Raw genomic sequence first — 14,654 nt, 5'->3', positions numbered from 1 at the left:
AGTCCCCACACCTGGGGTCAATTGGGGGTAGCGGGGAATGAAGGGTGAGGGACACCCGGAATCGGGCAAACGCCCGTAAGTGGGCTATAACCCTAGAGGGGCATTGTTGGAAGCAACGTCAATGAGTGTGCCGACTAGAACACTTCGGGTCGACCAGGCCAATGAACGCATGGGCTCACGCAAGCCAGCGTTCAATATGTTGCGCTGGTACTCGCTGATCAGCTTCGCCGTGATCGGTACAGTGGCAGCAGCACTGGGGGCGGTCTCGACCCAGTTCGTGATTGCCGAGAGCGTGCACCGCGATGCGTTGCTGACGTCCCAGTTTATCCAGGCGATTGCCTCGGCCGAGGTTCGCCATGTCTCGATACCCAACGTCAGGACCATGGGTGAATTGCTCGACCCGCGCCAGGACAAGGACTTCCCCGACGTCGACCCCAAGGCTCGCGCCAGTGCGCGAGGCGAGTTTCTGGATCACATCGAGCACTTGCCCGATGTGATCCTTGCCAACATCTATGCACCGGACCGCACGATAATCTGGTCGACCAACCCTGCGCTGATCGGTACCACCATCCATGCTGACGAAGACCTGGACCGTGCCTTCAACTCCAAAACACCCGTGTCGGCCCGCTATCACAGTGTCGATGAAGAGCGCATGGAGCAAAAATTTTTAGTCCCGCCCAAATATATCTTCATCGAGAACTACATCCCGTTATTCGATGCCGATGGCGACAAGGTTACGGCGATGGTCGAGATCTACAAGGAACCCAGCGACCTGATCCATCGTATGGTTCGTGGTTTGCTGCTGATCTGGCTGGCCACTGCTGTGGGTGGAGGGCTGATTTACCTGGGGCTGTACTGGATCGTACGAAGGGCCGCCATGCTGCTTGAGGCCCAGCAAAGACAACTGGTGACCAACGAAACGTTTGTTGCGCTGGGTGAGATGTCCTCGGCGGTCGCCCACAGTTTGCGCAACCCGTTGGCGACCATTCGCTCCAGTGCCGAACTGGCGCTGGAGTTCGACAGTGGCGCGGCCCACAAGAACATCAACGACATCGTGTTACAGGTTGACCGGATGTCGAAGTGGGTTCGCGAACTGCTGCAATCACTGCGCCCGCTCAGCGGCGATGCCGAGCCGGTGAATCTGGTGGCGGCGCTACATGACAGCCTCGCAGCTTTTGAGCAGCAGATTGCCAAGGCTGCGATCCGGGTTGAGTTCGAGCCGAAATCCACACCGATGGTGCTTAGCCAGCAGCTGCAGTTGAACCATATTCTGAGCAGTGTGTTGTCCAATGCCCTGGACGCCATGGACAAGGGCGGAACCCTGACGATTAAGCTGGTTGCAAACGATGGGTGCATTGTCAGCGTCGTATTGAGCGATAACGGCAAAGGCATGAACGAGGAGCAACGCAGCATGGCGTTCCGCCCGTTTTTTACTACAAAGCAAGGCGGGCTTGGGGTGGGGCTGGTACTGGTCAAGCGGACCATGGAGCGTTACGGCGGTTCGGCAAGCCTGCAAAGCTCCAAGGGAGAGGGGACGTGCGTCCAACTGTCATTCAAGTTAATACCCCAGAAAGCGGGTGTGAGCTTTCCCCACTAGCGGGTGCCTTGCGGGTAGACATTGCAGGCTTCAGAAGATAGTTGCATGCAGGTAATTGTTTTTTATCAGATTGTTTTATTTGTAAGTAATTGTTTAAAAGTGGCGGGCTCCTTGCACCTGTTCCATTACCCCCTTCATGATTTCGAGGCGGCTGGTGATGGACATAAAAGCGCGGTTCCCTTCCAAATGGCTCGGTGTGCTAGCTCCGCTGAGTGTTCTGCTGACAATGATCCTGGGCATCACGCCTCTGCGTGCCAGCCCCATCGATGACGAACGACAGCCTGAACCTTCAGACCCGTCCGCTTTTTATGATGAGCCGGCTGACAAACCGGCAGCCTTGAACGCCATCCTGACCTTGCCGGAAGCCAACCTGGATTCCTTCGACCTGCCCAATGGGGTCAAAGGCACCCGTGCAACCATGCGTCAAGAGAACATCCTGCCGCCGGCGGTGCAGACCAGCTTCAACTACCCCACCAACGGTAAACCCAGCCCGCTGTTTGGCGCTCAACCGTTTACCCAGCAGTTGGTACTGTTCGAAGAGTTCGGCCCGGAAAAACTTGACCCGACCACACCTGCAGCGCCCTTGGGGTTTCCGGCAGCGGCGATTGGCCCGCTGCCGCAGCAGGACCCCACCAGTGTCGCCCGCAGTGCGCCACCGGGAGCGGCCCTCGACGCTTTCTTGCGTCAACCGGGGCTGACACCGTTTCCCAGCCAGTTTTCGAATGTGGTGGATCGCAACCCGTGGCAGGCGCAAATCGAGTTTTTTCTCAATCGCCGCATTGGCTCGTCTGCCGAAGGGCGTCCGCCAGGCAAGGGTTGGTCCCATCAGCGCTGGAACGAATTTTACCCGCAATTGGCCTACAAGACGGTGCAGACCGGGGCGCGGACCAATGGCGGCCTGCGGGACAGTCGGCAGATGCACGGTTATGCGCTGGGCGAGTTCGGCCCCGGTGGCCTGTACCACAACGTGGCGGGCGTAGCGGCAACCGATGGCACAGCCAAGGGCGTGGATGCGCGCTTTCACCCCAACATGCCGGTGCAAAACCACAATTCGGTCTGGACCTTCGATGGCACCTTGCCACCGAAGCTGTTGATGGTGCGCTACGGTCAGCCGGTACTGATGCGGCATTACAACGGCTTGCCGATCGATCCGGCGGCCAACATGGGCTTTGGCCTGCACACCATCAGCACCCACGAACACAACGGCCACGCGCCAGCTGAAAGCGACGGCTATGCTAACGCGTTCTTCTTCCCTGGGCAGTATTACGACTATCGCTGGCCGATCCAGCTGGCCGGCTACGACAGCATCAACACCGACGCCCATGACCCCCGTGCAGCGTTCCCGTGTGCGCCCGGTGAAACCCTGTGGACCAACGATCTCAGGCCGAGCCGCAAGACCTGCGAAAACGGCACGATCAACATCCGTGGCGACTGGCGCGAAACCATGAGCACACACTGGTTTCACGATCACATGCTCGATTTCACCGCGCAGAATGTCTACAAGGGCAACGCGGCCATGATGAACTACTACAGCGCCCTGGACCGTGGCAACGAATCAGTGAACGACGGCGTCAACCTGCGCTTGCCCAGTGGCAGCGCGCTGGCGTGGGGCAATCGCGACTACGACGTCAATCTGGTACTCGCCGACAAGGCCTGGGATGCAAATGGTCAGCTGTGGTTCAACCCGTTCAACACCGACGGTTTTATCGGTGACCAGATGCTGGTGAACTGGCAATGGAAGCCGACCCTGGACGTACGTGCTCGCAGCTATCGGTTCCGTATCCTCAATGGCTCGGTATCGCGCTACTTCAAACTGGCCATGGTGCGTGAAATCAAAGGCACTGGCGGCGAGTTCCAGGGACCAAAAGGTTCTGGCGTTTCCTATGCCCGGGTGCCGTTCCATATGATCGCCAACGACGGCAACATCATGGAGCACAGCGTTCCTTTTGACGGCTCCATGGACCTGGATGCAGACGGCGACAAGCAAAACCACAACGCAATCCTGCCGACCCAGGGCATCGCCGAACGCTTTGACATCATCGTTAATTTCGCGAAAAACGGAATCAAGCCAGGGGACAAGCTGTTCATGGTTAACCTGCTGGTGCATGACGACGGCAAGGGTCCTAAAGAACCCGTAGCGTTGGGCGATGTGCTGTCGCAGAAATACCTGGCAGTGATCAAGCAGTCGAGCAAAGGCCCGCAATGGGACAAGGGCGACCCGGCAGTCGGCATGGTGTTGCAGTTCAACGTCAAGGCTTACACCGGGCAGGATCTGGCCATGGACCCCGCTGCCTATGAACCCGCGAAGCCGGGCAAGGCAGAAGGGTTGGTCATGATCCCGCTCAAGCTGCATCGCGACAATGCGGCAGACAAGGCTCTGCTGGCCAAGGCTCGCCACCGTACATTCATCTTCGGCCGCTCTGACGGGACTGACGAAGCACCCTGGACGGTCAAGACCGATGGCGGTTTTGGCTTCCACATGGACCCCAGACGGCTGAATGCGGCCACCCAGCTGGCCAGCGGTCCAACCGATGCAGGGACTGCCGGGTTCGGCACGCTTGAGGTGTGGAACATCAAGGCCGGCGGCAAGGGCTGGAGTCACCCGGTGCACGTGCACTTCGAGGAAGGGATCATTCTCAGTCGGGGTGGCAAGGCTCCGCCGGAATGGGAAAAGTGGGCTCGCAAAGATGTGTACCGTATCGGCTCGGAAAAAGATGGGCTGGACAGCGTCGAAATGGCGATCAACTTCCGCGAATTTGCTGGCACCTACATGGAGCACTGTCACAACACCCAGCATGAAGACAACTCCATGCTGCTGCGTTGGGACATAGAGAAACCGGGGCAATTCCAGTTGATGCCGACTCCGCTGCCCAGCTGGGACGGTGTGCGCTATGTAAATTCGGCCGCATTGCCTACTTTCCGCAAGGGCGATGGCCTGGGCCCACAAGTGAAGGTGAGCCAATGAACCTCATGGGTGCTCAATTGGCCCTTTGCCGTGCGCTGCGCATGCATTTGGTGTTGTTGGTCACCTGCCTGCTGGGGACTCAGGTGTGTGTCGCCCATGAAGCCGAGCCGGTCCCGGTCAATGAACCCGTAACGCCCTGGGGCGGTGACTACTTTCCCAACACCCTGCTGACCAATCAGGACGGTCGGCAGATGCGTTTTTTCGATGACATGATCAAGGGCAAGGTGGTGGTGATCAATTTCATCTTCACCTCGTGCAGTGATTCGTGTCCCCTCGAAACGGCGCGTCTGCGCCAGGTTCAAAAGCTGCTGGGGGAGCGGGTCGGCAAAGATATTTTCTTTTACTCCATCAGCATCGATCCATTGAGCGATACACCCCAGGTGCTAAAGGCCTACGCGCAACGCTTCAAGGCAGGGCCCGGCTGGCAGTTTCTCACCGGTGAGTTCGACGCCGTCACCGAACTGCGGCACAAACTCGGGTTGTTCATTGAGGGTGTCGACAACGGCCGGACCAAGGATCACAACCTCAGCCTGATCGTAGGCAATCAGCAAACCGGTCGCTGGATGAAAGCTTCGCCCTTTGAAAATCCTTGGATTCTGGCTGATCAACTGGCCAATACCTTGCAAAACTGGAAGCAGCCCAGTCTCGAACAAAGCTATGCAGATGCCCCTGAAATTCGTCCACCAAGCAACGGTGAAGAGCTTTTTCGTACGCGTTGCGCCTCGTGCCACAGCCTGGGCCTGGAGGACGGGCAAGGCATCGGTATGCGCAGTATCGGCCCCGATCTGATCGGGGTGACCCGGCAGCGCGATCCGGTCTGGCTGAGCCGCTGGATACGTGAGCCGGATCGCATGCTGGTGCAGAAGGATCCGGTTGCGATGGCACTGTTCGAACAATACGGCAAGATTCCAATGCCCAACCTGCGGCTGGATGAAAGCGCCGCGCAGGCAATCATGGACTTCTTGCAGGAAGAAACGGATCGCCAGCAGTCTCTGTCAGCGCACGTGCAGTAGAGGCTAAATAGCATCATTGTATCGTCCGTCTTGTTAACGGACGCCTACACTGACTCTGAACTCGACTGAAAGGACTCAGATCAGCTACCGGGGAACACCCATGCCGTTACCCGATAAAACAGAAGCCGATCCCCATGCGCAACTGCTCAAACGCAGGCAGTTCAACCTGTTGCGCTGGTTTTCTCTGGGCAGCTTTCTGATCATTGCCGCGGTAGCCCTGGGGCTGGGCTACATATCCACGCGCTTTTTGGTCGAAGAGAGCATTGAGCGGGACTCGATCCTGACCGCGCAATTTATCCAGGCCATTGGTGCGGCAGAGATCCGGCATGCCGCTATCACGCCCGACCGTACCATGGGTGAGATGCTCGATCCGCGTCAGGACAAGGCTTATCCAGACGTTGCACCCGAGACGCGGACAACGGCGCGCATTGAGTTTCTGGACCATGTGGAGCACCTGCCGGACCTTCTTCTGGCTACCGTGTATGCCCTTGACCGCACGGTGGTCTGGTCAACCAATCCTGAACTGATCGGGGTGCGTATTGAAAATGACGATGAACTGGATCAGTCCTTTGAAATGAAGGAAGCGGTCTCCACCAGTTATCACGAAATTAACGATGAACGCCCTGAACAGCGACTGCTGCGTGAGCCCGATTACCTGTTTGTTGAAAACTACATACCGATGTTTAACGCCGACAAAAGTCACGTTATTGCCATGGTGGAGATCTACAAGGAGCCCGCGGACCTGGTAGCGCGCATACAGCGCGGCTTCAAGAGCATCTGGCTGGCGACGATACTGGGCGGACTGGTGATTTACCTGGCGTTGTTCTGGATCGTGCGCCGCGCCGCCCGACTGCTCGAAAGCCAGCAAAAGCAGCTGATTGCTAACGAAACTTTTGTCGCCCTTGGAGCTATGTCGTCAGCCGTTGCCCACAGCTTGCGCAACCCTCTGGCAAACATACGGTCAAGTGCCGAACTGTCCCAGGGCCTCGCCAGCCTAGGTGCACAGAAAAATATCGGTGACATTATCAATCAGGTCGACCGCATGTCGCGTTGGGTCCGTGAGCTGCTTGTTTCCTTGCGCCCGGCCACTGAAGAGTCCGAAGCCGTGGATTTGGTGCTGGCGCTTGAAGACACCTTGAGCGCTTTCGAACCCCTGATCCGCAGTTCGAATGTGGAAGTACGATTCAATTCACCGGCGTTTGAGCCGGTAGTCAGTCAGCAAGTGCTGCTCACGCAAATCCTCAACAGCCTGTTTGCCAATGCCCTGGAGGCCATGCCCAAGGGCGGCGTGCTGATGATCGACATCGAATCCTCGCAGCCGGGGCAATTGAGCATGACCTTGAGCGATACGGGTAAAGGCATGAGCCCGCAGCAGCAACAGATGGTGTTCAAACCGTTTTTTACCACCAAGCAAGGCGGCCTGGGTGTCGGCCTGGCGTTGGTTAAAAGAATCATGGAGCGCTTCGAAGGTTCGGTCGAACTGACCAGCCGAGAGCAGGAAGGAACCCGCGTGCGACTCAACTTTAAAGTGGCAACGGGAGAAGAATATGGAACACAGCATTCTGCTGGTCGAGGATGACGAGCTTTTAGCCGAGAATATTCAGACTTATCTGGAGCGTAAAAACTTCGAGGTGACGATCTGCCATTCGGCTGAAGAGGCGCTTGAAAAAATGACGGCCTTCACCCCTGACGTGGTGTTGACTGATAACTCACTGCCGGGCATGAGTGGCCATGACCTGATCCAGAAGCTGCGCGACAGCGCGCCGGATTTGAAAGTGATCATGATGACCGGGTACGGCAACGTAGAAGATGCGGTGATTGCGATGAAGGAGGGCGCCTTCCACTACGTCACCAAACCGGTAGCCCTGGCTGAGCTCAAGCTGTTGTTGGACAAGGCCATGGCGACTGATCGCATGGAGCGCACCCTGTCGTTTTATCAGGAGCGTGAGGCTCAGAAATCAGGGGTTCAGGCCTTGATCGGCGATTCGGCGCCCATGCAATACCTCAAGGGCACCATTGCCCAGTTGCTCGACGCGGAGCGCCGGATGGCCAACACCGACTTGCCGCCTGTTCTGGTGGAAGGCGAGACCGGCACTGGTAAGGAGCTGGTGGCGCGGGCGCTGCACTTTGACGGCCCACGCAGCAAAGGCCCGTTCATTGAATTCAACTGCGCGTCGATACCGTCCAATCTGGTGGAATCTGAGCTCTTCGGTCACGAGAAAGGGGCCTTCACTGACGCAAAGGATCGGCGTGTGGGCCTGGTGGAAGCCGCCGATGGTGGCACGCTGTTTCTCGACGAAGTCGGAGAGATGGACCTGTTGCTGCAAGCCAAGCTGCTCAAGTTGCTGGAAGACCGGACGATTCGCCGTGTCGGTTCGGTCAAGGAGCGCAAGGTGGATCTGCGGGTTATCAGCGCCACCAACTGCAACCTGGAACAGATGGTTCAACAGGGTAAATTCCGTCGCGACCTGTTTTTTCGTCTGCGCATCATCTCGATCAAGGTGCCGAGACTGCACAGCCGGGGTCAGGACATTCTGTTGCTGGCGCGACACTTCCTCGCCAGTCATGGCAAACGCTATGGCAAGCAGCATCTGCATTTCAGCAATCAGGCTGAAGAACTGCTGCTCAATTACAGCTGGCCGGGCAATGTGCGTGAGCTGCGCAACATGCTTGAGCAAACCGTGCTGCTGGCCCAAAGCGACACCATTGCTGCGAATCAATTGAACGTGTGCCTGAGCCTGGTGGATGAGCCCCAGATGCAACTGGAGGCGCAGCTTCATGAGCCACGTGCGGTTTACAACGGTATGGAGTCGATGAACCTGCCGGAAGTGGAGCGCGACATGGTGCGCAAGATGCTCGACAAGACCGACTGGAACGTCACCAAATCGGCCCGCCTGCTGGGGTTGAGCCGGGACATGTTGCGCTACCGGATAGAAAAACTGGGCCTGGAGCGCCCGGACAAACGCCAGTGGTGAGCGCCTTTAGGCGTGCGCTGCGGTTTGCCCGTTAATCCGAAGTAATGCCTTCGCGAGCAGGCTCGCTCCCACTGGGACTTCGGCACCCACAGAACTCGAGCCTTGCAGGGATTATTGTGGGAGCGAGCCTGCTCGCGATTCATACGACGCGGTTTACCCGAATGATCGCGCTGATGCTTTCGCGAGCAGGCTCGCTCCCACTAGGACTTCGGCACCCACAGAACTCGAGCCTTGCAGGGTTTATTGTGGGAGCGAGCCTGCTCGCGATTCATGCGCCGCGGTTTACCCGAATGATCGCGCTGATGCTTTCGCGAGCAGGCTCGCTCCCACTAGGACTTCGGCACCCAGAGAATTCGCGCCTTGCAGGGATTATTGTGGGAGCGAGCCTGCTCGCGATTCATACGACGCGGTTTACCCGAATGATCGTGCTGAAGCTTTCGCGAGCAGGCTCGCTCCCATAGAGGAACTGCTTGCTTGGGTGCATCGTGGCCGGGTCATTTCAGGCATTGCGCGCCGGCCCTGGCCACTTGTGCATCATGTTCGGCCTTGACTCCGGAGACACCGACGGCACCGATCACATGGCCACCGACGATGATCGGCACGCCACCTTCCAGGGAAGTCAGCAGGGGGGCAGACAAAAAGGCGTAGCGTCCACCATTGACCATCTCTTCATAGCCTTTGGAGTCGCGTCGACCCAACGCCGAGGTGCGCGCCTTTTCAGTGGCGATATAGGCGCTGATCGGCGGGCAACCGTCAAGGCGTTCAAGGGCCAGCGGATGGCCGCCGTCGTCGACAATGGCGATGGTGACGGCCCATTGGTTGTTCTGTGCTTCGCTGCGGGCCACGGCAAGGATTTGGCTGACTTCTTTCTGACTCAGTACGGCTTTGGTTTGCATGGTGGCTCTCCGGGTTGGGGCAGTGCGGCTTCGAACAGTTCGATCCAATGGCGGACCGGGGTTCTGCCTGCACTGTCGAGATGGGACTGACAACCGATATTGGCCGTCACAATGACCTCGGGGTGGCCGCTCTCCAGTGCAGTGAGTTTTTGGTCGCGCAGTTGTCGGGACAGCTCGGGCTGGGTCAGCGAATAAGTCCCCGCCGAACCGCAGCACAGGTGGCTGTCGGGAACCGCTGTCAGGTTGAACCCGACTCGGGCCAGCAGGGCTTCAACCGCCCCAGTGAGCTTTTGGGCGTGTTGCAAGGTGCAAGGGCAGTGGAACGCCAGGCGCTGATCGCTGTGTATGCCAAGCGTTTCCAGGGGCTCATCGTGCAGTACTTCAACCAGGTCCCTGGCCAGCGCGCTGACCCTTTCTGCCTTGCGGGCATAAGCCGGATCGCTGCTGAGCAGGTGGCCATAATCCTTGATGAAGGCGCCACAACCGCTGGCAGTTTGCACAATGGCCTCGGCTCCGTCTTCAATGCCGGGCCACCATGCATCGATGTTACGGCGGGCGCGATCAAGGCCCGTCGCCTGGGCGTCGAGATGATAATCCACGGCGCCGCAGCAACCGGCTTCACGGGCAGGCTTCACACTGATCCCTAGCCGGTCCAGAACTCTGGCGGCCGCCGCGTTGGTATTAGGTGACAGACTCGGTTGCACGCAGCCTTCGAGCATCAGCACCTGTCGGGCATGGTGAGTGGTCGGTCGAGGTTTTGCCGCAGGCACCGTGCGGGGCAATTTTGCCTGCAGGGGACCGGGCAGCCATGGGCGTAGAACCTGACCGCTGCTGACCAGCCCTTTGAACAGACCGGTACTCGGGACAACACTGCGCAAGCCTTCGCGCAACAAGCGCTGCCCTAGCGACCGGGGCACTTGAGCGTCGACCACGGCCCGGCCGATATCCAGCAAGTTGTGGTAATCGACGCCGGAAGGGCAGGTGGTTTCGCAATTGCGGCACGACAGGCAACGGTCCAGATGTTGCTGGGTCTTTTGTGTGGCCTCGTTGCCTTCGAGCACTTGCTTGATCAGGTAAATACGGCCTCTCGGTCCATCCAGTTCATCGCCAAGCAACTGATAGGTCGGGCACGTGGCGTTGCAGAAACCACAGTGCACACAACTGCGCAGGATGCTTTCGGCTTCCAGGGCGCGGGGCAACTGGCGTGCTTTGTCGCTCAGGGTGGTCTGCATGGCTCAACACTCCGCGTACAGGCGACCGGGGTTGAAGATGCCCCGTGGATCGAGTTGCTGTTTCAGATTGCGGTGGTAGCGCATCAGCACATCGGGCAGGGGCTGAAACGGACTGTCGACCAGGCCGTGCCGATAGCAGGTCGCATGCCCGCCGACTTCTGCCATGACGTTGCGAATGAACGCCTCATCGGCATCTGACTTGAGCCAGCGCTGCGCACCGCCCCAATCGATCAGTTGAGTACCGGGCAAAGCCAGGCAGGGAGTGTTGTTGGGCAAGGACAGCCGCCAAAGGGGCTGGGTCTCGTCGAAGAAGCTCAGCTGATGTTCGTTGAGATCGGTCCAGTACGAAGAATCCAGCAGCTCGCCACCGAGCCGTTCATGGGCCGCTGCCACCGAGCCATCGCCGCCTTCAAGTCTTATGTGCAGGCGCTGGCCATCGTGGCATGCAGCACTGATCGGCAGCGGTTGCTGGCCCCACTCTGCAAGGCGCAGCAGGGCGCGTTCGGGGTCCAGTTCCAGGCTGATACTCAGGCATTGCCGAGGCTTGGGCAGTACCTTGAGGGACACTTCGGTCACCACCCCAAGCACGCCATAACTGCCAGCCATCAAGCGGGACAGATCGTAGCCGGCGACGTTTTTCATGACTTCGCCGCCAAAGCGCAAATGTTTACCGTGCCCCGTGATGACCCGTGTTCCAAGGACATAGTCCCTGACCGAGCCTGACCAGGGCCTGCGAGGTCCCGATAACCCGCTGGCAATCATGCCCCCTACCGTGGCATCTGCGAACGAGGGCGGTTCGCAGGGCAGCATTTGTTGGGCTTGATCCAGAGCTTGCGCCAACTCCGACAAGGGGGTGCCGCAGCGGGCCGTGATCACCAGTTCGGTTGGGTCATAGCTGACGATGCCCCGGTGGGAGCGGGTGTCGAGCACTTCACCCGCTACGGGGCGGCCAAGGAACATCTTGCTGTTGGCACCCTGAATACGTAGCGGGGTAGCGTACTGAAGGGCCTGCCGGACCTGTTCCAGCAGGCGGTCGCTGTCATCCAGATCGGATTCTTTGTGCATCAGAAACGCTCCAGTTCAGGGAAGGGCAATCGACCCATGTGAACGTGCATGGCGCCAAACTCGGCACAGCGATGCAGGGTGGGAATGTTTTTGCCGGGGTTGAGCAGGCCACCGGGATCGAAGGCAGCCTTTACAGCGTGGAACAGGGTTAGTTCATCACTGTTGAACTGCGCGCACATCTGATTGATTTTTTCGCGACCCACGCCGTGCTCGCCGGTAATGCTGCCGCCGACCTTTACACACAACTCAAGGATCTTGCCGCCCAAGGCTTCGGCGCGATCGAGTTCGCCCGGTTGATTGGCATCGAACAGAATCAACGGGTGCATATTGCCGTCACCGGCGTGGAACACGTTGGCTACCCGCAGGTTGTACTCGGCCGACAACGCGGCGATGGCTTGCAGAACCCCCGGCAGCTCACGGCGCGGGATGGTGCCGTCCATGCAGTAGTAATCAGGCGAGAGGCGACCTACAGCCGGGAAGGCGTTCTTGCGCCCGGCCCAGAAGCGCACCCGCTCAGCCTCGTCTTTAGCCTGGCGCACTTCGGTGGCACCGGCCTGCTCCAGGACCTGACGTACCCGGTTGCAGTCGTCATGGACATCGGCTTCAACACCGTCGAGTTCGCACAGCAAAATGGCTTCGGCGTCGACGGGGTAGCCTGCGTGGATGAAGTCTTCCGCAGCGCGGATGGCCAGGTTGTCCATCATCTCCAGGCCGCCGGGGATGATGCCTGCGGCAATGATGTCGCCCACGGCTCGACCCGCTTTCTCAACGCAATCGAATGCCGCCAGCAGCACTTTGGCTGTCTGAGGCTTGGGCAGCAGTTTGACCGTGACCTCGGTGATCACCCCGAGCATGCCTTCGGAGCCGGTAAACAGCGCCAACAGATCAAAACCAGGGGAGTCGAGTGCGTCCGAGCCCAATGTCAGGTGCTCGCCTTCTACGGTAAGAACCTCGACCTTGAGCAGGTTGTGCACGGTCAGACCGTACTTTAGGCAATGCACGCCACCGGCGTTTTCCGCGACGTTGCCGCCGATCGAACAGGCGATTTGTGAGGACGGATCGGGGGCGTAATAAAGGCCGAACGGTGCCGCCGCCTGGGAAATCGCCAGATTGCGCACCCCCGGCTGAACCCGTGCAGTTCGGGCAGCGGCGTCGATGTGGAGGATATTGTTGAAGCGGGCCATGACCAGCAGTACGCCTTTTTCCAACGGCAATGCACCACCGGACAAACCGGTACCAGCCCCGCGAGGGACGACCGGGACGCGCAGCTCATGGCAAATCTGCAGCACGCCCTGCACCTCGTCGAGGTGACGTGGCAGCACCACCAGCAGGGGCGTGGTGCGGTAGGCGCTAAGGCCGTCGCATTCGTACGGCTTCAACTCTTCACGCTGATGCAGGACTTCAAGGCCCGGCAAACGTGCCTGCAAGGTGTGCAGAAGCAGGGCTAGATCGACGTCGGGCAGGATGCCATCGACGCGTTCATCGTAAAGGATGTTCATGGCGGCTCACGACACTCGATTGTTTTTATTAGAGGTCTGTATCCGGATGCAGCGGTCCATCATTGGACCCGGGCGTGTTCCTGTCTATGTATTGTTTGGCGGGTCGAACCAATTATGTAAAGGTTTCGATGGCGCAAGTAAACCCGTCGCACGGCAACGTGCAGGTTTGAAGGGAGAGGGTGCTGGTTGCCGGTTCAGCGGCGGATGCGATTTTTTTGCCAGCTCAGATCGCTGTGAAACGTTCCCGTATCACCGCGCATCACGTAGAGGGAGGCCCTGTAGGCCGAAGTCAGCCGGGAGCATTGCAGGCCGCGAATCTTGGTGTATGCCCAGATCCAGCCGTGGCTCGTCTTGGCGCTCATCCTTCTTCCTGCTTGTTCATCACCTGACCCCTGATTTCTACAACTTAAATGACTTGAACCTGTTTGGACCGGCTCTGGCTCAGTAGTTCCCTTTCTATAGACGGAGTATGTGTTGCAGGCGTGTCATTCAGGGCTGCGTTTGTTCGCAAGAGGTGGCGCAAGACATGATTAAGGGGTCGTTTCAAAAAACGCTGCAAAAAACGGCCTCAATGATGAACGTCATAGAGGCCGTTGACAGGTTGATTCGCGAAGCTGCGATTGAACGGCAGTGATCATTGGGGCTGCCGAACTTGCCCTGTGTACTACGACTTGGTACTGAACGTCTGACTATCCTTCTGAGCCTGTTCCTCAAGCAGGACCAGTGCCCCTACGATAAGCGCGCGCATGCCCTGGTCCAGCTCCACCTCCATTTCGGTTTCTTCCGCCAAGCGATCTGCTTCGATAACAGGCGCTCGGCTTGTTACCGAATACACCGTATCGGCCACGGCGATACCGTGGAATGCCACTGTCGCCAGCAGCCAGCGTGCGTTTTCCTTTGAGAGGCCATAGACCTGTGCGATATGGCCTTGATGCTCGTCGATCTTGGCGAGCATGGGTTGTGTCGCTGCCAGCCTGCGGATGACGTAGGGCGTCAGTCCGGGGTGCGCTTTGACAAACACCCGTACCGATGTGGCGAACAGCGTCAGGTACTCCCTCAACGCACTGCGTTGCTCTACGTCGGCCCGGGGTATTTGCCACCGAGTGAAGATCTCTTCGACTACCAGATTCTTGAGCGCCTCAAGGTTTGCAACATGCTTGTAAAGCGCCATGTGGCTGACCCCCAATGCAGCGGCTACGCCGACAAAAGTAATGCTTGGTAAGCCGATTTCAATACCGGCTTCGACGATGCGCTCTCGCGTAATGGTGCGCGGACGCCCGCGGGAGGCGGGTGGTTGTGACGCTTTCATGGCTGTTCCTTGAGCGGTGAGGAGTGTCTTGTAGCTGTCTTGTCAGCATTGCGCAAATTAGTTTATAGTCATGCAACTAATTAAGATTCTGATTTCCGGGCCA

General features: G+C 58.6%; 11 protein-coding genes. 5 read left to right on the top strand and 6 right to left on the bottom strand.

The genetic code is table 11. The features are described from left to right. Window positions 1-121 precede the first annotated feature (121 nt). The 5 genes from TU76_RS08220 (at window position 122) to TU76_RS08200 (ending at window position 8,550) form a co-directional block, all read left to right on the top strand. Window positions 122-1,597 carry a sensor histidine kinase gene (locus tag TU76_RS08220; RefSeq protein WP_048351426.1) on the top strand — a complete coding sequence of 492 codons (1,476 nt, stop codon included), beginning with the start codon at window positions 122-124 and terminating at the stop codon, window positions 1,595-1,597. A gap of 157 nt (window positions 1,598-1,754) precedes the next feature. Next, the gene (locus TU76_RS08215) at window positions 1,755-4,562 is read left to right on the top strand and encodes a multicopper oxidase domain-containing protein (RefSeq protein WP_048351425.1); all 2,808 of its coding nucleotides are present in this window, start codon (window positions 1,755-1,757) and stop codon (window positions 4,560-4,562) included. Then, a complete protein-coding gene (locus TU76_RS08210; RefSeq protein WP_048351424.1) occupies window positions 4,559-5,575 on the top strand; it encodes an SCO family protein in 1,017 nt (338 codons plus the stop codon). The genes TU76_RS08215 and TU76_RS08210 overlap by 4 nt, the downstream gene beginning before the upstream one ends. Before the next feature lie 100 nt (window positions 5,576-5,675). Then, complete coding sequence (locus TU76_RS08205) at window positions 5,676-7,154, top strand: sensor histidine kinase (protein WP_046810822.1); 1,479 nt, start codon at window positions 5,676-5,678, stop codon at window positions 7,152-7,154. Continuing rightward, window positions 7,123-8,550, top strand: a complete 1,428-nt coding sequence (locus TU76_RS08200; RefSeq protein ID WP_019825607.1) for a sigma-54-dependent transcriptional regulator — start codon at window positions 7,123-7,125, stop codon at window positions 8,548-8,550. The genes TU76_RS08205 and TU76_RS08200 overlap by 32 nt, the downstream gene beginning before the upstream one ends. Before the next feature lie 494 nt (window positions 8,551-9,044). Here TU76_RS08200 and TU76_RS08195 read toward each other — a convergent pair whose 3' ends face one another. The 6 genes from TU76_RS08195 to TU76_RS08175 all read right to left on the bottom strand — a co-directional run bounded on the left by TU76_RS08195 (window position 9,045) and on the right by TU76_RS08175 (window position 14,551). Further along, window positions 9,045-9,446, bottom strand: a complete 402-nt coding sequence (locus tag TU76_RS08195; protein ID WP_019825608.1) for a heme-binding protein — start codon at window positions 9,444-9,446, stop codon at window positions 9,045-9,047. After that, window positions 9,425-10,678 (bottom strand): glycolate oxidase subunit GlcF, encoded by a 1,254-nt coding sequence (glcF, locus tag TU76_RS08190; protein WP_046809441.1) that lies wholly within the window; start codon window positions 10,676-10,678, stop codon window positions 9,425-9,427. The genes TU76_RS08195 and glcF overlap by 22 nt, the downstream gene beginning before the upstream one ends. A 3-nt stretch (window positions 10,679-10,681) precedes the next feature. Continuing rightward, window positions 10,682-11,743 carry a glycolate oxidase subunit GlcE gene (glcE, locus tag TU76_RS08185; RefSeq protein ID WP_046809442.1) on the bottom strand — a complete coding sequence of 354 codons (1,062 nt, stop codon included), beginning with the start codon at window positions 11,741-11,743 and terminating at the stop codon, window positions 10,682-10,684. Next, the gene (glcD, locus tag TU76_RS08180; RefSeq protein WP_048351423.1) at window positions 11,743-13,242 is read right to left on the bottom strand and encodes a glycolate oxidase subunit GlcD; all 1,500 of its coding nucleotides are present in this window, start codon (window positions 13,240-13,242) and stop codon (window positions 11,743-11,745) included. The genes glcE and glcD overlap by 1 nt, the downstream gene beginning before the upstream one ends. A 194-nt stretch (window positions 13,243-13,436) precedes the next feature. Beyond that, window positions 13,437-13,604, bottom strand: a complete 168-nt coding sequence (locus tag TU76_RS25380; RefSeq protein ID WP_019825614.1) for a hypothetical protein — start codon at window positions 13,602-13,604, stop codon at window positions 13,437-13,439. Between the two features lie 302 nt (window positions 13,605-13,906). Then, a complete protein-coding gene (locus TU76_RS08175) occupies window positions 13,907-14,551 on the bottom strand; it encodes a TetR/AcrR family transcriptional regulator (protein WP_048351422.1) in 645 nt (214 codons plus the stop codon). Window positions 14,552-14,654 lie beyond the last annotated feature (103 nt).

The sequence above is a fragment of the Pseudomonas psychrophila genome (assembly GCF_001043005.1).
GTDB classification, from domain to species: domain Bacteria; phylum Pseudomonadota; class Gammaproteobacteria; order Pseudomonadales; family Pseudomonadaceae; genus Aquipseudomonas; species Aquipseudomonas psychrophila.
This window is presented reverse-complemented; position numbering and strand designations above follow the sequence as displayed.